Source organism: Devosia sp. Root436 (assembly GCF_001426345.1).
In the GTDB taxonomy this organism is placed as follows: domain Bacteria; phylum Pseudomonadota; class Alphaproteobacteria; order Rhizobiales; family Devosiaceae; genus Devosia.
This window is the reverse complement of the sequence record NZ_LMEM01000015.1, coordinates 70,679-89,191: the sequence shown is the minus strand read 5'-3', so window position 1 is coordinate 89,191 and position 18,513 is coordinate 70,679. Positions and strand designations below refer to the sequence as shown.

The window sequence follows — 18,513 nt, the reverse complement described above, 5'->3', positions numbered from 1 at the left end:
TGCCGTCAGTCTCAATGAGGGTGCACTCATGTCGATCAAGCATATTTCCGCCATGGCCATCGCTGGCCTGCTGGCCCTGGGCGCCGTTGCCGCCATGGCGCAGGACGCTTTCGTTCCGCCCGCCACGCCCGAAGAGGCCGTGACCATGCGCAAGGCCCTGATGCGCGAGGATGGCGGCCTGATGCGCACGCTCAATGGCCTGTCCGGCGCCGAAGCCGCCGCTGCCGTCAATACCGTCCTGACCAACTACACCCATATTCCCGCGCTCTTCCCCGAAGGCTCCATCGTCGGCGACAGCAAGGCGCTGCCCGCCATCTGGGAAAACTGGGACGCCTTCAACGCCATTCTCGAAACCGGCAAGACTGCCGCCACCGAAGCCATAGCCGCCGCCGAAGCCGGCGACGCGACGGCCTATGCCACCGCCCTGCGCGCCCTAGGCGGCACCTGCGGTCAATGCCACCAGCAATTCCGGAGCTGACTTTCTCACCTCTCCCTTGGGGGAGAGGTCGACTTGCGAAGCAAGGCGGGTGAGGGGGCCTTTCCTCCTGGTTCAGAATCGCCTCCAAAGCGATTGGGCGGCTCGGTGGAGCCGCCCTTTTTTCTTTTCGGCTTGATTTCCTTGCCTGCTCCGGCCAATCTCACCGCCATGAAGACCGGCATCATTCTGATTAACCGCTGCATTATTACCTGCTAACCACTCGTTGGCGGCGCGGTCTTCTTCATCCCGAATTCTTTGATAGCCCGAAGAGCCCGCCTGCCAGCGTAAATCCGCATGGCCAGGAACGGACGCTATGACCACGCCGCAGCTCAAGCTCTACAACACGCTCACCCGCCAGAAACAGGACTTCCGTCCGATCGATCCGGCTAACGTGCGCATGTATGTCTGCGGCCCCACGGTCTATGACTTCGCCCATATCGGCAATGCCCGCCCGGTCATCGTCTTCGACCTGCTGTTCCGCCTGCTGCGCCATGTCTACGGTGCCGGGCACGTAACCTATGTGCGCAACATCACCGACGTCGACGACAAGATCAACGCCCGCGCCTTGCGCGATTTCCCCGATCTGCCGCTCAACGAGGCCATTCGCCGCGTCACCGAGAAGACCGAGACGCAGTTCCTCTCCGACGCCAGGGCGCTCGGCGCGCTCGAGCCGACCATCCAGCCACGCGCCACCGACAATATCGACCAGATGCAGACGCTGATCGCCGAGCTGATCGCCCGCAATCATGCCTACAATGCCTCGGGCGAAGTTCTCTTCGACGTTAAGTCCATGCCCGACTACGGCCAGCTCTCCGGCCGCAATCTTGAAGACAACCTCGCCGGCGCCCGCATTGCCGTCGAGGCCCACAAGAAGAACCCGGCCGACTTCGTGCTGTGGAAACAGTCGTCCGATAGCGAACCCGGCTGGGACAGCCCCTGGGGCCGCGGCCGCCCCGGCTGGCACATCGAATGTTCGGCCATGTCCGAGCGCTATCTCGGCCAGACCTTCGACATCCATGGCGGCGGGCTCGACCTCATCTTCCCGCACCACGAAAACGAGATCGCCCAGTCCCGCTGCGCCCATGGCACTCACGCCATGGCCAACGTCTGGATGCATAACGGCTTCCTGCAGGTCGAAGGCCAGAAGATGAGCAAGAGCCTGGGCAATTTCGTCACCATCAACGATCTGCTGGAAACCGGCGCCATGGGCGGCCGCGCCTGGAGCGGCGACGTGCTGCGCCTCGCCATGCTGATGACCCATTATCGCGAACCCATCGATTTCTCGGTGCGGCGCCTCGAGGAAGCCGAAGCCAAGCTCCGCGACTGGCAGCGCGCCGCCCGCGGTGCCGAACTGTCCGGCGGCGATGCCCCCGATCCGTCCGTGGCCGGGGAACTGGCCGACGACCTCAACTTCCACCGCGCCAGCGTGGCATTGGACTTCATCGCCAGGAAGGCCGGCCGCGACGAGGGCAATGCGAAACATTGCCTCGCCGCCACCCTGCGCTTCCTCGGCTTCGGCCTCGACAGCCTCATCACCTCCGACGACGGCTGGCAGGAGCCCCCCCACATCGCATCGGCCATCGCCGCCCGCCTCGCAGCCCTCAACACCAAGGACTTCGCCCGCGCCGACTCCATCCGCAACGACCTGGCCAGCCAGGGCATCACCCTGATGGACTACAAGGACGAATCCGGCCAGCGCCAGACAAAATGGGAGATGAAGCGGTGACGCCTGAGTTTGCGGACCCAACCCCTCACCCGTCTCGGCCTGCGGCCGATCCACCCTCTCCCTCAAGGGGAGAGGGGAACACCGCGGCTGCGGCAACCACGGAACCCCCTTCTCCCCTTGAGGGAGAAGGTGCCCGAAGGGCGGATGAGGGGTCTGCGAAGTCTCCACGCGCCCGGAGGGATTGGCGAACCGATAAGACGCCTGTATTGCGTAGGTTCGCAAAGTCCATGCGTCATGAGCCGACAGATGCCGAAGCCAAGCTATGGCTTCTTCTCCGCGACAGACGTTTCGCGAACCACAAGTTTCGCCGCCAGCTTCCGATAGGCGACTATATCGCGGATCTTGTTTGCCTGTCGCACAAGCTCATTGTCGAAGCCGACGGCTCCCAGCACGCTGAATCCACGACCGATCCCGCCCGCGACGCCTATCTCCGCGCCCAGGGTTTCCGCCTTCTCCGCCTCTGGAACAACGACATCCTCGCCCGTCCCGAACTCGTCCTCGAAGCCGTCTGGCACGCCCTTCAGACCCCCACCGGCTCCCCTTCTCCCCTTGTGGGAGAAGGTGCCCGAAGGGCGGATGAGGGGGGCTTGGGCACCCCATCGGAGTTCTCCTCATGACCGGTTCCCAGCCCCTCACCGGCGGCTGCCAATGTGGCGCGGTGCGCTTCAGCGTGACCCGCCTCGGCCGTCCCTCCATCTGCCATTGCCGCATGTGCCAGAAGGCGTTCGGCGGTTTCTTCGGCCCGCTGGTCACCGCCCACAATGCGCAATGGACCCGTGGCGAACCCAAATGGTTCCAGTCGTCCAACGCCGCCCGCCGTGCCTTTTGCGGCGATTGCGGCACCCCGCTGGCCTATGAAACCCGCTTTGGCCTCGAACTGGCCATCGGCGCCTTCGACGATCCGGTGGCCGCCGCCCCGGTGATCCAGGTCAACCTGGCCGACAAGCTGCCCTTCTTCGATGGCCTGACTGCTCTTCCGGAGCGCCGGGAGTCCAGCGACGAGTGGTGCGATTTCCTCGCCGGCATCCATTCCAACCAGCATCCCGACCACGATACCGATGACTGGCCGCCCAGTGGAGATCGCTGATGGACCGCTACGCCATGGAGGTCAGTGGCGGCTGCCAATGCGGCGCCGTGCGCTATCACGCCACCGAAATGTTCGACAATGCCCATATCTGCCACTGCCGCATGTGCCAGAAGGCCGTCGGCAACATCTTTGTCGCCCTGGTCGCCGCCCCGCGCGAGGCTATCACCTGGACCCGCGGCACCCCGGCGCGCTTCCGCAGTTCCGAGCATGTCGACCGCGGCTATTGCCGCGATTGCGGCACGCCGCTGTTCTACGACAATACCGAGGGCAACCGCGTCAATTTCACCATCGGCTCGCTCGACCATCCCGAGCTGTTCCCGCCCCATGCCAATACCGGCAATGAGGCCCGCGTTCCCTGGTTCGACACGCTGACCAGCATCGAACATGGCGGGTCCACCGAGACCGGCCAGGAAGCCTGGGCGTCCGCCATCAAATCCACCAATCACCAGCATCCCGACCACGATACCGATCGCTGGCCCGAGTAACCTGAGTACGTCCAATGTCCAAAGACCGTCTCTACCTGTTCGACACCACCCTGCGCGATGGCGCGCAGACGGCCGGAATCGAGTTTTCGCTCGAGGACAAGATTTCCATTGCCCGCATGCTCGATGATCTCGGTGTGGACTATGTCGAAGGCGGCTATCCCGGCGCCAACCCGGTCGATACCGAGTTTTTCGACCGCAAGCGCACCACCAGGGCCAGGTTCACCGCCTTCGGCATGACCAAGCGGGCAGGGCGCTCCGCCGCCAACGATCCGGGCGTGCAGGGTCTGCTCAATTCGCTGGCAGATGCCACCTGCTTCGTCGCCAAGAGCTGGGACCACCAGGTCAAGGTCGCGCTCGAAATCACCCTCGACGAAAATCTCGACAATCTCCGCGATACCGTCGCCGCCGCCGTAGCAGCGGGCAAGGAAGCGCTGATCGATTGCGAGCACTTCTTCGATGGCTTCAAGGCCAATCCCGATTATGCCCTGTCCTGTGTCAAAACCGCTCTCGATGCCGGCGCCCGCTGGGTCGTCCTCTGCGACACCAATGGCGGCACCATGCCCTCCGAGGTGGCGGCAATTGTTACCAGTGTGCTGACAATAGCGCCGGGGTCGCGGTTGGGAATTCACGCCCATGACGATACCGGCCAGGCGGTCGCCAACACGCTGGCGGCCGTGGATGCCGGCGTTCGCCACATCCAGGGCACCCTCAACGGCATCGGCGAGCGCTGCGGCAATGCCAATCTCGTCTCACTTATCCCCACCCTGGTTCTGAAGCCTTATTATGCCGACAGGTTCGAAACCGGCATCGACGCCACGCGCCTCCCGCGCCTGACGCAGATTTCGCGCGCCTTCGACGACCGGCTCAATCGCGCCCCGGCGCGGCAGGCGCCCTATGTCGGCGCCTCCGCCTTCGCCACCAAGGCCGGCATCCACGCCTCGGCTCTGCTCAAGGACTTTTCGACCTACGAGCATGTGCCGCCCGAAAGCGTCGGCAACGAGCGCTCCATCATGGTCAGCCAGCAGGCCGGCAAGTCCAACCTGCTGACGGCTCTGGCCCGCCACGGCATCGAACTCGGCAAGGATGATCGGCGCCTCGAAAAGCTCCTCGCCACCGTCAAGGAGCGCGAATCGCGCGGCTATTCCTATGACGGCGCCGACGCTTCCTTCGCCATTCTCGCCCATGAGGTGCTCGGCACGCTGCCCAGCTACTTCACCGTCGAGAACTATCGCGCCAGCGTCGAGCGCCGCCACAACGCCCAGGGCGAGGAGATAACCGTCACCGAAGCGGTGGTGAAAATCCGCGTCGAGGGCGAATTGCTGATGTCGGTGGCCGAGGGCAACGGCCCCGTCAACGCCCTGGATTTGGCCATGCGCAAGGACTTGGGCAAATATTCGAGCCGCATCGAGGACCTTGAACTGGTCGACTTCAAGGTGCGTATCCTGGACGGCGGCACGGGCGCGGTCACCCGTGTACTGGTCGAAAGCCGCGATGGCACCGGCGAGCGCTGGTACACCATCGGCGTTTCTCCCAACATCATTGATGCGTCCTTTGAAGCTCTGTATGAATCGATCACCTACAAGCTGTTGAAAACTGAAGCGGCGCAGGGGACGACAGAGAAAGTGGCTTAACCGGGTAGCTCGTCCGCGGGACGACTGCCACAATCGTCCTGGAGGACAAACTGGCCGAAACCGCTCCGAAACAACCTCTTGCGCTCACCATCGGGGCGGCGGCGGTTACCCTCGCAGTCATAATCGGTGTCCTGGCGGGTCCTTCCGTCGTCACCTGTTTCAATTCCGAAGATGGCATGGGCGTTTGCCTGCGCGGCAAGATGACCGATGCCGGCATCCTGCCCAGGTCGCCCGCTATCGCCACGACCGAAGCCGAAGCGCCTGCGGCCGACGAAGTCGCGGTTGTGGAGCCCAGTGCCGCAGCCACCGTCGGCGAGCCTGCGCTGGATGTTACCCCAGCGCCAGCTATCCCCGACGACCTGATCGCCGCCACCTTCGGCCTGCTCCGCGCCGAGCCCGATGGTTCCGTGGTCATCGCCGGCAGCGGCACGCCCGGCACCGAGATCGAGGTCTATTCCGGCGAATCCCTCCTGGGCAAAGCCACCGTGGAATCCAGCGGCGACTGGGTGCTTGTCCCCGATGCGCCGATCCCGCCCGGCGGCACCGAAATCACCCTGGCCGAAGCCGGCAAGACCGGCCGCGCCGCCCAGTCCTTCGTCGTCGTCATCAACGACGACAAGACCAGCGAGCCGCTGGTCGTCGCCAGCACCCCCGGCGCCATCAGCGAAGTGCTGCAGGGCCTCGACCGCCCCGGCGCCGAAACCACCACCCAGCTCGCCGCAGCCGACCCGGTCGCGCCGCCGGCCGCCGCTCCGGCTCCTGCCGCGACGCCGGCTCCGGCGCCAGCACCCGAACCAGCTGCAGTCCCTCCGGCCGAACCGCCTGCTGCGCCCGCAGCGACCGAGCCGGCCGTGCCCGCCGCAACCCCGCCGGCTGCGCCTGAATCTCCGGCCGCCGCCGCCGCCCCTGCTGCCGAACCGCCTGCGGCGCCGACTAGCGAGCCCCCGCCAGCCACGGAACCCGTGCCTGCCGCAGAACCGGCACCAGCCGAACCTGCACCGGCGGCCGAGCCGTCCGCGCCTGCTCCGGAGCCGTCAGTCGCGGTCGCCGCCGTCGAGCCAGCCACTGCGCCGGCCGCGCCGGTTGCCGAAACGCCTGCTGCCGTGCCGGTAGCGAAGCCTGTCGCTCCCGAAGCTCCGGCCGCTGTTGCAGTTGCCGTGCCGCCGACCATCGACGCCATCGAAATCGAGGGTGATCGCACCTTCTTCGCCGGTGCCGGTCCGGAAGGCGCCACCATGCGCCTTTATGTCGAGGATAGTTTCATCGCCGATGCGGTGGTGACCGATGGCCGCTGGCTGGTCGAGGCCGGCAAGGTGCTGACGCAGCCCGAACAGCGCGTCCGCATCGACATGCTTCAGGCGGGCAGCGCCGAAGTGGCCGCCCGTGCCGAGGTCGATTTCGTCGTGGAACTGCCTGTGGCAGACGCTCCGGCCGCGGTCGCCGAGGCGCCCACACCCGCACCCGCCGAGCCCGCAACCACCACCGCCGAGGCTGTTCCCGCTGCCGAGGCCGTTCCAGCCGCCGCACCCGCGGAACCCGCTGCTGCGCCCGCCACCACTCCGGCCGAGCCTGCTGCTGTCGAACCGGCCCCTGCCGCCACCGCCCAGGCCGCTCCCGTCGCGGCTGAACCCAAGGCCCCGGCTCCAGCGGCCGAACCGGCGCCTGCCGCCGAGCCCGCCGTGCCCACTCTGGTCGCGGTAGCCGTGGGTGGTCCCGATGCCGAGCGTTTCGCTTCCGGCAAGGCCATCATCCGCCGTGGCGACAATCTCTGGACCATTGCCCGCCGCGTCTATGGCGAGGGCATAAAATACACCACCATCTACGACGCCAATACCGGCCAGATCCGCGATCCGGATCGCATCTACCCCGGTCAGGTGTTCGATCTGCCGAACTAGCGGAGCGCTTCCAGCAAAAGTGTGAGCGGTATTGAGGTTCGGAAGCGCTGCAATACGCAAAAAACCATCGTACAAAATGGCCCGCCCTCCGGCGGGCCATTGATTATTTGCCCGCGAGACCCCATTTTATCGTCAAATGACGATCAACCAAGATCAGGCCATGCACGACGACGATATTGCCAACATCATGCGAGCGATGGGCCACCCGGTGCGCCTCAATATCCTGCGCATCCTGGCCAGGCAGGAGCGCGGCGAATGCTGCTGCGCCGACGTCACCGACGAGCTGACCCTGGCCCAGTCCACTGTCAGCCAGCATATCAAGGTGCTGCTCGATGCGGGCCTGATCGAACGCAAGCCGCGCGGCACGCGCAATTGCTACATTGTCCAGCATGACCGGCTGTCCGCCCTGGGTGCGGCTTATTCCGGCATGATTGCGGGATTTAGTCCCGCTCCATCCAAATTGGAAGCGGAACCCGCCTGATGTCGTCTGACACCGCCGAGAAGAAGCCGTCCGTCAGCGCGGACGAAGGATCGCTGTTCTCTACAGTTCGCAACCTGTGGGCCTATATGTGGCCCGCCAATCGCCCGGATTTGCGCCTGCGCGTGATGCTGGCCGTCGGCGCGCTGCTGCTGAGCAAGGTCGCGACTACCCTCATTCCCTTTGCCTATAAGGGCATTATCGACAGCCTTGATGGATCGGCGCCCAACGGCGCGCTGGTGCTCGGCCTGGCTGTGCCCATCGTGCTGGTCATCGCCTATGTCCTGGGCAACGTCATCGATGCGGGCCTGCAGCAATTGCGCGACGTCCTGTTCGCCAGCGTCGGCCAGCATGCCGTGCGCAAGCTGGCTTTGCAGACCTTCCATCATCTGCATCGCCTGTCGCTGCGCTTCCATCTGGCGCGCCGCACCGGCGGGCTGAGCCGGGTCATCGAGCGCGGCACCAAGGGCATCGAAACCGTGGTCCGGTTCGCCATGCTCAACATCGCCCCGACCATCGTCGAATTCGTCATCACCGCCGTCATCTTCGTCTGGATGTTCGGCATCAGCTATCTCGGCGTGCTGGTGGTGATGATCTGGGGCTATCTCTACTTCACCATCAAGGCGTCGAACTGGCGGATTTCTATCCGCCGCGACATGAACAATTCCGATACCGATGCCAATGGCAAGGCCATCGACAGCCTGCTCAACTACGAGACGGTCAAGTATTTCGCCAACGAGAAGATGGAAGCCGAGCGCTACGACCAGTCCATGGCCGGCTACGAGCGCTCCGCCATCCGTATCTGGACCTCTCTGGGCTTCCTCAATTTCGGCCAGGCCGTCATTTTCTATACCGGCTTCCTCATCATCGCCATCATGTCCATCCTGGGCGTCATGGATGGCACGCTGACCCTGGGTGATTTCGTCCTGCTCAACACCTTCCTGATGCAGATCTACCGGCCGCTCAACTTCATCGGCTTCGTCTACCGCGAATTGCGCCAGGGCCTCACCGACATCGAGGAAATGTTCAAGCTGCTCGACCAGGCTCCCGAAGTGCAGGACAAGTCCGATGCCCGGCCCCTGGCCGTCACCGGCCCGGTCATCCGCTTCGACAATGTGACCTTCCACTACGATCCCGAGCGCCCCATCCTCAAGGGCGTCAGTTTCGAAGTCCCGGCCGGCAAGACCGTCGCCATTGTCGGGCCCACCGGCGCCGGCAAGTCCACCATTTCGCGGTTGCTCTATCGCTTCTACGATGTCAGCACCGGCTCGATCACCATCGACGGCCAGGATTTGCGCGACGTCACGCAGGAAAGCCTGCGCTCGGCCATCGGCATGGTCCCCCAGGATACGGTGCTGTTCAACGACACCATCGGCTACAACATCGAATATGGCCGCCCCGGCGCCAGCGCCGAGGATGTGCGCGCCGCTGCCGCCATGGCCCAGGTCGGCCCCTTCATCGAAACCCTGCCCAAAGGCTACGAGACCCCGGTGGGCGAGCGCGGCCTCAAGCTCTCCGGCGGCGAGAAGCAGCGCGTCGCGATCGCCCGCACCATCCTCAAGGCACCGTCCATCCTCATCCTCGATGAGGCCACCTCGGCCCTCGACACCAAGACCGAGCGCGACATTCAGTCGGCACTCGACGTGGTGTCGCGCAACCGCACCACCGTCGTCATCGCCCACCGGCTCTCCACCGTCGTCAATGCCGATGAAATCCTGGTGCTGCGCGACGGCGTTGTCGCCGAGCGCGGCCACCACACGGCGCTGCTGGCCCATGATGGCCTCTACGCCCAGATGTGGAACCGCCAGCGCGAGGCCACCGAGGCCGAGGAAAAGCTGCTGCAAACCGCCAACGACCCCGACGGCTTCGTAAAACGCGGCCTGCCCGCAGCGGAATAGGGCAGGGTGCTATTGGCACCCCCAGAGACCTCATGGTGAGCTTGTCAAACCACGAGGTCGAGCGAGTGATTGTGTGGTGCCCCGCCTCGTGGTTCGACGGGCTCTGCCGGATTTTCAAGCGCATAACATTGCAGCTCTAGCCCTCTTCGGACTCGGGATGCTCTGCCTCGTATTTCGCGTCGAACTCTGCCTTGATGGTTTCGACACTGATGGTCCGCATTGTCGCCTCCGCCAAAGAGATTGACCTGAAAACAAAAAGGCCCGCATCGCTGCGGGCCTCTCCTCTTGCTGTAACCCAGCCTATTCGGCCGCTTCCGGTCGGCTGACCACGGTCACGCCGTTTTTTTCCTTTTCCACCAGCCCGGCATCCGGGCTGACGATATAGCGCTTGGCGCCATCGGCATCCTCGGGGATTTCCACCGCCATGCCGTCAAAGCCCGCCGGCACCGCCTGCGCCGTCCGGCCGCGGCCGGTGACAAAGCGGCCCAGCCGGGCGAACTGATGCCCAAGCCACTTGATCTGGCTCCACATCACGCTGGGCGCGGTGATCATGACTGGCACCATGATCAGCGTCAGCGCGGTCGAGAAGAACAGGCCCGAAACCAGCGCTGCCGAAAGGTGGATGAACCACGACCCGGCAAGGCCGCCGATGACGATCTCGCGGCGGATGAAATCGAACTCGATATTCGCCCACATCGGGATCACGCCCAAAGCCGTCAGGAAGGCGGTGAGCAGCACCGGCCGCACGCGCTGGGCGGCGGTGAGCAGCATCGCCTTGACCGGCTCCACATGCTGGTGCCGGTTATAGTCGTTGTAGGTGTCGATCAGCACGATGCCGTTCTTCACCACGATGCCCGCCAGCGCCACGATGCCGAGACCCGTCATGATGGCCGAGAAGCTCATCCCGGTCGCCAGCATGCCCAGGAGCACGCCCGCCACCGACATGATGACCGTCGAGAGCGTCACCATCACCTGATAGAAGCTGTTATATTCCAGCAGCAGGATGAAGAAGATCAGGAACATCGCCATGCCGAAGGCCTGGATGATGAACGCGTTGGCGTCGCCCATCTGCTCTTCGGCGCCGCCATAGGCGACCGTCACCGTGTCGGGGAACGGCTGCTCATCGATCCACGCCTTCAGCTCTTCCACGCGATCGGCGGCATAGACGCCTTCGGGCAGGTCGGCCAGCCCGGCGGCCACCGGCATCTGGTACACTTGGTTGCGCCGCGAGATATTGGCGACCTTGGGTACAGCCGTCCGCTCGATGAAGTTGCTGACCGGGATCATGCCCTGCGCCGTGGCAATGCGCATGGAGTCGAGCGCATCGAACGTCCGCTCGTCTTCGGGCAGGCGCACCTTGATGTCGAGTTCCTTGCCGGTCTCGGCATCGCGATAGGTGCCCAGGTTCACGCCCGAAGTGACGAGCTGCACATAGGGCGCCAGCTCGCGCACGCCGATGCCGTACTTGCCGGCTTCATTGCGGTCGATGGTGATCTGCCAGTCGATGCCGGGGGAGGGACGGCCGTCTTCGACGTCCACCGTATTCGGCATGCCCTCGATATGCTCGCGGATCGCGGCCACGACCGGCACGAGGTCGTCATAGTTCGTGCTTTCGACGCGCAGGTTGATGTCCTTGCCGGCCGGCGGGCCGTTCTCGGCCGCCAGCACCTGGATATCGAGACCGGCAAAGCCCTTCACCCGCTCGCGGATGTCGGCGAAGATTTCCGCCGCCTTGACGCGATTGTTGTAGTTGACGAGCTGCAGCTGGAAATTGCCGATCGTGTCCGGCGGCGTGGTGCCGAAAGCACCGGTCGAGCCGAACTGCATGATCACGTCCTGGATGCCGTGCACCTGCATGATCTCGTCGCCGATATCGCTCATCATGTCGCGAATTTCTTCCGGCGAGTAGTTGCCGCGACCCACCACGGCAACCGTGGCGAATTCGGGCTCGGATGCCGGGAAGGCCTCCGTGCCGGTTGGATTGGTAGCATAGGTCGCGAAGATGCCGATGATGATGGCAAAGCCCACCGCCAGCGTCGGCAGCGGCCAGTGCAGCAGGTGCTCCAGCGTCCGCACATAGATGCCGGTCAGGCCCTTGACCTTCTTGGAATCGAACTTGTCCGCGTACATCACGGTGTCCGCGGCTTCCTTGGCCTTGGGGTCGACATGGCTCGAGGCGATGACCGCGCCGATGACCGGCATGAAGATCAGCGCCGAGATCAGCGAGGCCACCATGACGATGATCACGATCATCGGCAGGTAGCTCATGAACTTGCCGATAATGCCCGGCCAGAACAGCAGCGGCACGAAGGCGCCCAGCGTGGTCGCCGTAGCGCCCACCACCGGCACGAACATCTTGCGCACCGCCAGGATGAACGCTTCCTTCTTGGAAACGCCTTCCTGCAGCTTTCGCTCGGCATATTCCACCACCACCACGGGGTCGTCGACGAGCACGCCCACCGCGATCACCAGGCCAAACATCACCATCATGTTGATGGTCATGCCCAGGGTCTGGGCCACCAGGAACGCCATCATGAACGAGAGCGGGATGGACATGCCGATCATGATCGCCGGCCGGATGCCCAGCGTCGCCACGCAGGTAATGAGCACCAGCGCCACGGCGGTCAGCACGGCCGCTTCCAGCGACCGGAACAGCGAGGTCGTGGTTTCTGCCTGGTCGAGGAAGAAGCTGTAATGCACGCCCGCCGGCCAGTCCTTGGCCACTTCTTCAGTCGTCGCCCGCACCTTGTCGGACACGTCGATGATGTTGGTGCCGAGCTTCTTGCTGACGCCCATGATCAGCGCCGGCGAACCGTTCACCGTCGTATAATCGGTGGCGTCGGCCAGCGTCCTGGTGATGGTGGCGACATCGCCGAAGGTTACGACGGTATTGCCGTCCGTCTTCAGCGGCAGCTCGAACACGTCCTGCGCGTTGGTGATGAGGCCCGGAACTTCGATATTGAACGAGCCCTGGCCGGTATTGAGCGTGCCGCCCGCCACCACCATGTTGTTCTTGCTGAGCGCGTCGAACAGCTGGCTTGCAGTCAGCCCATAGGCTTCGAGCCGCAGCAGGTCGATCTTGACTTCGAGGATTTCGTCTCGGGCGCCCGACAGCACGGCCTCACGCACTTCGGCAATGCCTTCGAGCGCGTCCTGCAGGTCTTCGGCGCGGCGCACCAGTTCCTTTTCGGGCGCGCTGCCATAGACGGCCACCGAGATGATCGGCATGCCGACCAGGTCGATTTCGGAGACCACCGGGTCATTGGCGTCGTCGGGGAGCTTCGACTTGAGCGCGTCCATCCGGGCGCGCGTGTCCGACAGGGCCTGGTCCTTGTCCGTGTTGATGTCGAATTCGAGGAACACCGAGGCATGGCCGGTGGTCGAGGTCGAACTGATATTCTGCAGTCCCGGCAGGCTCGCCAGTTCTTCTTCGGCCGGCTTGGCCAAAAGGTTCTCGGCGTCTCGCGGGGAGACGCCGGTCTGGCTGATCGAGACGTAGAGATACGGCACGTCGATCGCCGGGAAGCTTTCCTTGGGCAACGACACATAGGCCGAAATGCCCGCGCCCAGCATGATGACCATGACCGTCAGGACGACGCGGGGCATCCTGAGGATTTTGACGATGAAGTCGACCATGATCAGACGCTTTCTTCGCTAGCGGTGGGAGCTTCGGCGGCCGTGGCATCCACGGCCTGGCCGGCGGTGACGTTTTCCTGCCCGACGGTGATGACGTCGGCGCTGAGCGGCAGGCCGGTGACCCACACGCCCTCGCGGGTATCGCTGACGATGGTGATCGGATGGAACGCCACCACGCCGTTCTCGACGGTGCGGACGCCCAGCGTGCCTTCATCGTCCAGCGTCAGCACCGACTGCGGCAGCAGGTGGCCCGGAGCGGTGCCCAGGGTCACGATGGCTTCGGCCGTTACGCCGTCACGGATCGACAGGTCTTCATTGGCGAATTCGATCTCGACCGGAAATGAGCGTGTCGCATTGTCTGCCACCGCGGAAATGAACGTCACCTTGCCATCCACCTTGGCGCCGGGGACGGTGGTGATGACGGCGTCGAGGCCGACCTTGGCGAGCCCGATGCGGGCTTCCGGCACCTGGCCGAGGAACAGCATTGGGTTGAGCTGGACGATGGTGGCGCAGGGCTGGCCCTGGCCCAGCAAGGCTCCAGCTGTCGCCAGGGGGTCCTGCACGACGCCGGCGACCTTCGCCTTGATTTCGGTGCGGTTGAGTTCGGCTTCGGCATTATCGAGCCCGGCCTGGGCCGCCGACAGCGATGCCTGGGCGCCGCTCAGCGCAACTTCGAGGTCACGCGCCGTGTTCGGCGCCGCCAGCCCCTTGGCCCGCAGTTCCGCATTGGTGTCGAAATTGGCCTGAGCCTGCTGCAACCCGGCCTGGGCCTGGGCCAGGCCGGCACGCGCTTGCGATACGGCAGCGACGCGGGTGCCCTGGTCAAGCGTGCAGAGCAGGTCGCCCACTTCCACGGACTGGCCCTTGGTCACATGCACGGTATCGATGATGCCGGCGGTCTCCGCCACGGCTCCGACCGTGGCCTTGGCCTGCGTGCGGCCACGCAGCGGCACGTCGATCTTCATCGGCTGGGCCACATAGGTCACGGTCTGCACGGTCGGCAGGGGTGCGGATGCGCCGCTCTCCGCCTCGTTGCGCTGGGCAACGGTCAGGTGCGGATCGGTGGCGGGATGGGGATGCTCGGCCAGCACGCCGGCTTCGGCCAGCGTGGAGTGGAGCGGCCCGTCTTCCTGGCCTTCGATCACCGAGATGATGGGCTTTTCGCCATTGCCGGGCCCTTGCCCGCCGATTACCAGGGTACCCGTTGCCAGCCAGCCGCCGATCCCGAGCAGGATCAGCAAGGCTACGCCATAGGAAAGCAGTGCACGCATAGAGAATTCGCCCCTTTACTCAGCCGCGTCTTTTTTCGGCTCGGCTCGCGCCAAAGTGATCAGTTCGTGCATATGGGAGCGCATATGCCGTTCGGCAACCTCCATCATCGCACGTCCGTAATTGATGACCCATGTGTCGGCCGCATTGCTGGTGCGTTCGGCGAACGCTTCCTCCAGCTTGCTGTGACCCTCTATGGTCCGTTGCAGGAATTCGTTGGCCCTTGTTTCCACCAATTCGCGCGGCAGGATATGCGCGAAGCGGGCAAACAGCAGGAACGGGCTGCGGAAAACGTCGTCGCCCAGGGGGCCTGCCAGTTCCTCGGCAAAGGCCAGACGGCCCGCTTCGGTGATGGAATAGACCTTCTTGGCCGGCTTGCCGGTCTGCTGTTCGGTCCGGCTGACGACCAGGCCCTCGTCCTCGAGCTTGGCGAGGGCGGGGTAGATCGAGCCGAAGCTCGCTTCGATGAAGTACGAGCATTCGCCTTCGACGCAAAGCCGCCGGATTTCATATCCGGTCGCTTCGCCCTCGTAGAGGATCGAAAGACAAAGGGTTCTGACGTTCATGCGCTAACTCCACCGGGCCATATGCCGGGCCGATATATGCCGGTCCTCTATAGGTTCGGCGTGAATCGCGCAAGTTCTGAGGCACTACAGATCGGGTAGAGCAGTTAAGATCAGGTTGCATGGCTCGCCTTTTCAGGCCAGCAATCGGGCCATTTCCGCGGCCGCCCGCTGCGCCAGTTCACTGCTCGACGCTGCCACGAAATACGGATTGAGGAAGCCCAGCTCCCCCTTGCCGTAGCGCATGCGCTGGCCGTCCAGCGTCACCACTGCGCCGCCCGCTGCCTCCAGCACCGCTTGCCCGGCAGCCGTGTCCCACTCCGAGGTCGGGGTAAATCGCGGGTAGAGCTGGGCATCGCCGCGTGCCAGCAGGCAGAATTTCAGCGAGGAGCCGACCGACACATCGGCCTCCACATCCAGCGTCTGGCACAGGGATGCCAGCGCCGCGTGGCCGTGCGAGCGGCTCGCCACGATCCGCAGCCGCGTCGCCGAAGCCACGGAAATCAAACGCTTTTCCCTGGCCGTTCCGCTCAGCGTGTCGCAAAACCAGGCGCCCGTCGCATCGCCGATGAAAGTCTCGCCCGTCACCGGCGCCAGCACCACGCCCAGCACCGGCACGCCATGTTCCACCAGTGCGATATTCACCGTGAACTCGCCGTTGCGCTTGATGAACTCCTTGGTGCCATCGAGCGGATCGACCACGAAGTAGCGGTCGCCCAGCACCGGAATGATTCCCGCCGCCACGCTTTCTTCCCCGAGCACGGGGATGCCGGTCGGCTTGAGATAGTCGAGGATCACCGCCTCCGCGGCAGCATCGGCTTCGGTCACCGGCGAGCCGTCGGCCTTGGCCACTGCGGCGATGGGGCGCGCATAGACATCGAGGATGACTCGCGCTGCCGCGATGGCCGCATCGAGTGCCAGCGTGGTCAGGTCGCTGCTGGTGGAAGTCTGCATTGTTGCTGCCATCTCAGCGTTCCACCACCACGTCGAGGCCAAGGTCCAGCGGCCTGGCCGCCATGGTGATCTGGCTGGTCGAAATATAGTCGACTCCAGTCTCGCCGATCGAGCGCACGCGGTCCAGTTTCACCCCGCCCGATGCTTCCAGCTTCGCCCGCCCGGCATTGATCGCCACGGCCTGCCGCAGCAGCTCATTGCTCATATTGTCGAGCAGCACCACGCGGGCTCCCGCTGCCAGGGCCTCTTCCAGCTCCGCCAGATCGGTCACCTCGATCTCGATGGCCACCAGATGTCCGGCAAATGCCTCCGCCGCCTGGTAGGCCGCCGTCACGCCGCCGGCCACGGCGATGTGGTTGTCCTTGATCAGGATGGCGTCATCCAGCGAATAGCGGTGGTTGGCCCCGCCGCCGCAGCGCACCGCATATTTCTGGAATGCCCGCAGCCCCGGCGTGGTCTTGCGCGTATCGCAGATTTGCGCGCCCGTACCGGCCACCGCATCGGCATAGTCCCGCGTCAGCGTGGCGATGCCGCTGAGGTGATTGAGGAAATTCAACGCCACGCGCTCGGCCGACATCACCAGCCGGGCAGGGCCGGTTACCGTGGCCACGAGGCCTCCCGCCGCGATCCTGTCGCCGTCACCCACCTTGGGCGAAAATTCCACGCCATCGCCCACCAGCCGGAACGCCGCCGCCGCCAGGTCCAGCCCCGCGATCACTCCTGGCTCCCGCGCCGACAGGCTCGCGGTGGCTTTTGCCTCGGGCGCCAGCGTTGCCTGGCTGGTCAGGTCACCCGCCAGCCCCAGATCCTCCTCCAGCGCAGCCGCCACCGCGCGCTCCACCAGCAGGCGCGGCAATTGGGCAGGCAGGCGGTTGGATCGTGACATCGGCAGGTTCCTCAACTCTGGCGCTGCTCTACGCGCGACTGCTCATGCTGGCAACGGTCTCCTGGCTCTCCCTTCGGGTGAGAGGTCGGCGCAGCGCCGGGTGAGGGGCCTTTTCTTGACTCGATGTGGGGAGACCCCCCTCAAGCAATCTTCCCGAAAGGAGAGAAGGAAAGGCCGCCTCTAAACGCTGTGCTTCATCGTATGATCGGCCTCGATGATGCCCTTGGTCAGGCTTCCGGTCGTCGGATAAAGCGGGATCAGGCAGGCCTGCAGCGCGTGATAGATATCCGGCTTGCCCACGAACAGCCGCGAGGTCGGCGTCAGGTCTTCCTTGAGCTCGCTGAGCCAGCCGCCGCGCTGGTGGTCGATGACGTGGTTCTCGGCATAGTCCCACAGCTTGCGATACCAGGCCTGGAAATAGTCCTCGTTGTCGAAGGCCGAAATATAGGCCGCCGCCCCGATGGCCTCGCTCACCGGCCACCACAGCTTTTCCCGCATGATCGGCTTGTTGTCCCAGTCCAGCGTATAGAAGAAGCCGCCGTGCTTGTCGTCCCAGCCTAGTTCGATCGACTGCTGGAACAGTTCGCGCGCTGCCCCGGTCATCCAGCTCAGCCGCTTCTCGCCCAGCACCCAGAGTTGATACAGCAGCCGCGCCCATTCCAGCCAGTGCCCCGGCGTCGTGCCGGAGGGGCGGAACATTTCATTGCCCTCGTAATTCTTGTCGAGCACCCAGTTCTCGTCGAAATGCTCGGCCACCCGGTGCCCCAGCGGCACCGCATTCTTGAGGATGATCCGTTCGGCGATCCGCTCGGCCTTATTGAGATAGTCGCGATTGCCCGTCGCCTCATACGCCGCCATCAGCGCTTCGGTCATGTGCATGTTCGCATTCTGCCCGCGATAGGGCAGCAGCTGGGACCAGTCGTGGTTGTACTCGTCCCGCACCGTGCCGGTCTTGTCGTCCCAGAACCGGGTATTGATAACCTCGGTCACGTCGGCGAGCATTTGCTCGGCCAGCGGGTGCCCCACCAGCTTGGAACTCGACGCGGCCAACAGCACGAAGGCATGGCCATAGGCCTGCTTGGACCCGTTGCTCACCCCGGCATCGTCGAGGCTCCACACATATCCGCCGCGCCGCGCGTCGCGATGCTTGTCCCAGATATAGCGCATGCCATGATCGACGATCTCGTCCGATCCGGGCCGCCCGATCAGGCTGCCGATGACCGCGCAATGTACCATGCGCGTGGTGACGTGGATTTGCCTGGTGGCATTGTCGGCATCGAGCGGATTGCCCTCATCGTCCAGTTCGAAGAACCCGCCCTTCGGGTTCATCGACGGCGCCTCGAAGAAATCGAACAGGTTATTGGCCTGCCGCATCAGATACTGCCGGTGAAACGGCCGGTTCGGCCACGGGCTCGAATTGGTCTTGGGCAGCGTCAGCTTGGCGTCGGTCATGATAACTCCCGGCCGGCAATCTCACGCACCGGCTCCTCATAAGTCGAGCTATAGCGGGGGCTTAGCAACGTTGCA

15 protein-coding genes are annotated in these 18,513 nt (G+C 64.5%); 9 read left to right on the top strand and 6 right to left on the bottom strand.

What is annotated here, in order from left to right; translation table 11 throughout:
* Nucleotides 1–28: 28 nt before the first annotated feature.
* The 9 genes from ASD04_RS17860 to ASD04_RS17820 all read left to right on the top strand — a co-directional run bounded on the left by ASD04_RS17860 (nt 29) and on the right by ASD04_RS17820 (nt 9,678).
* Nucleotides 29–478: a cytochrome c gene (locus tag ASD04_RS17860; protein WP_056259963.1), complete on the top strand. Its 450-nt coding sequence runs from the start codon at nt 29–31 to the stop codon at nt 476–478.
* A 313-nt stretch (nt 479–791) separates the two neighbouring features.
* On the top strand, nt 792–2,204 hold the full coding sequence (cysS, locus tag ASD04_RS17855; protein WP_056259961.1) for a cysteine--tRNA ligase: 1,413 nt from the start codon (nt 792–794) through the stop codon (nt 2,202–2,204).
* Nucleotides 2,186–2,821, top strand: a complete 636-nt coding sequence (locus ASD04_RS20040; RefSeq protein WP_082531332.1) for an endonuclease domain-containing protein — start codon at nt 2,186–2,188, stop codon at nt 2,819–2,821. The genes cysS and ASD04_RS20040 overlap by 19 nt, the downstream gene beginning before the upstream one ends.
* Nucleotides 2,818–3,291 carry a GFA family protein gene (locus ASD04_RS17845; RefSeq protein WP_056259954.1) on the top strand — a complete coding sequence of 158 codons (474 nt, stop codon included), beginning with the start codon at nt 2,818–2,820 and terminating at the stop codon, nt 3,289–3,291. Before ASD04_RS20040 ends, ASD04_RS17845 begins: the two co-directional genes overlap by 4 nt.
* Entirely contained in the window at nt 3,291–3,776 is a 486-nt protein-coding gene (locus ASD04_RS17840) for a GFA family protein (RefSeq protein WP_056259952.1), read from the top strand. The genes ASD04_RS17845 and ASD04_RS17840 overlap by 1 nt, the downstream gene beginning before the upstream one ends.
* A 14-nt stretch (nt 3,777–3,790) precedes the next feature.
* A complete protein-coding gene (gene cimA / locus ASD04_RS17835) occupies nt 3,791–5,407 on the top strand; it encodes a citramalate synthase (RefSeq protein ID WP_056259950.1) in 1,617 nt (538 codons plus the stop codon).
* A gap of 176 nt (nt 5,408–5,583) precedes the next feature.
* Nucleotides 5,584–7,302, top strand: a complete 1,719-nt coding sequence (locus tag ASD04_RS19765) for a LysM peptidoglycan-binding domain-containing protein (protein ID WP_056259949.1) — start codon at nt 5,584–5,586, stop codon at nt 7,300–7,302.
* Between the two features lie 160 nt (nt 7,303–7,462).
* Nucleotides 7,463–7,783, top strand: a complete 321-nt coding sequence (locus ASD04_RS17825; protein WP_244488356.1) for a metalloregulator ArsR/SmtB family transcription factor — start codon at nt 7,463–7,465, stop codon at nt 7,781–7,783.
* Nucleotides 7,783–9,678, top strand: a complete 1,896-nt coding sequence (locus tag ASD04_RS17820; RefSeq protein ID WP_056259947.1) for an ABC transporter ATP-binding protein/permease — start codon at nt 7,783–7,785, stop codon at nt 9,676–9,678. The genes ASD04_RS17825 and ASD04_RS17820 overlap by 1 nt, the downstream gene beginning before the upstream one ends.
* 300 nt (nt 9,679–9,978) lie before the next feature.
* Here the strand turns inward: ASD04_RS17820 and ASD04_RS17815 are convergent, their stop codons facing one another.
* The 6 genes from ASD04_RS17815 to ASD04_RS17790 form a co-directional block, all read right to left on the bottom strand.
* The gene (locus ASD04_RS17815; protein WP_056259946.1) at nt 9,979–13,314 is read right to left on the bottom strand and encodes an efflux RND transporter permease subunit; all 3,336 of its coding nucleotides are present in this window, start codon (nt 13,312–13,314) and stop codon (nt 9,979–9,981) included.
* 2 nt (nt 13,315–13,316) lie between these two features.
* Nucleotides 13,317–14,585: an efflux RND transporter periplasmic adaptor subunit gene (locus ASD04_RS17810; protein WP_056259944.1), complete on the bottom strand. Its 1,269-nt coding sequence runs from the start codon at nt 14,583–14,585 to the stop codon at nt 13,317–13,319.
* 15 nt (nt 14,586–14,600) lie between these two features.
* Nucleotides 14,601–15,149, bottom strand: coding sequence for a PadR family transcriptional regulator (locus ASD04_RS17805; protein WP_056259942.1), 549 nt, complete (start codon nt 15,147–15,149; stop codon nt 14,601–14,603).
* 132 nt (nt 15,150–15,281) lie between these two features.
* Entirely contained in the window at nt 15,282–16,112 is an 831-nt protein-coding gene (gene cysQ / locus ASD04_RS17800; protein ID WP_200940292.1) for a 3'(2'),5'-bisphosphate nucleotidase CysQ, read from the bottom strand.
* Between the two features lies 1 nt (nt 16,113).
* A complete protein-coding gene (nadC, locus tag ASD04_RS17795; protein WP_056259938.1) occupies nt 16,114–16,986 on the bottom strand; it encodes a carboxylating nicotinate-nucleotide diphosphorylase in 873 nt (290 codons plus the stop codon).
* A 180-nt stretch (nt 16,987–17,166) separates the two neighbouring features.
* Nucleotides 17,167–18,438 carry an AGE family epimerase/isomerase gene (locus ASD04_RS17790; protein WP_082531331.1) on the bottom strand — a complete coding sequence of 424 codons (1,272 nt, stop codon included), beginning with the start codon at nt 18,436–18,438 and terminating at the stop codon, nt 17,167–17,169.
* Nucleotides 18,439–18,513: the final 75 nt, after the last annotated feature.

Coding starts and splice junctions, on each gene's coding strand:
- ASD04_RS17820 (WP_056259947.1), top strand. CDS start 7,783: ATGTCGTCTGACACCGCCGAGAAGAAGCCGTCCGTCAGCGCGGACGAA.
- ASD04_RS17825 (WP_244488356.1), top strand. CDS start 7,463: ATGCACGACGACGATATTGCCAACATCATGCGAGCGATGGGCCACCCG.
- ASD04_RS19765 (WP_056259949.1), top strand. CDS start 5,584: ATGGGCGTTTGCCTGCGCGGCAAGATGACCGATGCCGGCATCCTGCCC.
- ASD04_RS17810 (WP_056259944.1), bottom strand. CDS start 14,585: ATGCGTGCACTGCTTTCCTATGGCGTAGCCTTGCTGATCCTGCTCGGG.
- ASD04_RS17805 (WP_056259942.1), bottom strand. CDS start 15,149: ATGAACGTCAGAACCCTTTGTCTTTCGATCCTCTACGAGGGCGAAGCG.
- ASD04_RS17860 (WP_056259963.1), top strand. CDS start 29: ATGTCGATCAAGCATATTTCCGCCATGGCCATCGCTGGCCTGCTGGCC.
- ASD04_RS17790 (WP_082531331.1), bottom strand. CDS start 18,438: ATGACCGACGCCAAGCTGACGCTGCCCAAGACCAATTCGAGCCCGTGG.
- ASD04_RS17845 (WP_056259954.1), top strand. CDS start 2,818: ATGACCGGTTCCCAGCCCCTCACCGGCGGCTGCCAATGTGGCGCGGTG.
- ASD04_RS20040 (WP_082531332.1), top strand. CDS start 2,186: ATGGGAGATGAAGCGGTGACGCCTGAGTTTGCGGACCCAACCCCTCAC.
- cysQ (WP_200940292.1), bottom strand. CDS start 16,112: ATGGCAGCAACAATGCAGACTTCCACCAGCAGCGACCTGACCACGCTG.
- cimA (WP_056259950.1), top strand. CDS start 3,791: ATGTCCAAAGACCGTCTCTACCTGTTCGACACCACCCTGCGCGATGGC.
- cysS (WP_056259961.1), top strand. CDS start 792: ATGACCACGCCGCAGCTCAAGCTCTACAACACGCTCACCCGCCAGAAA.
- ASD04_RS17840 (WP_056259952.1), top strand. CDS start 3,291: ATGGACCGCTACGCCATGGAGGTCAGTGGCGGCTGCCAATGCGGCGCC.
- ASD04_RS17815 (WP_056259946.1), bottom strand. CDS start 13,314: ATGGTCGACTTCATCGTCAAAATCCTCAGGATGCCCCGCGTCGTCCTG.
- nadC (WP_056259938.1), bottom strand. CDS start 16,986: ATGTCACGATCCAACCGCCTGCCTGCCCAATTGCCGCGCCTGCTGGTG.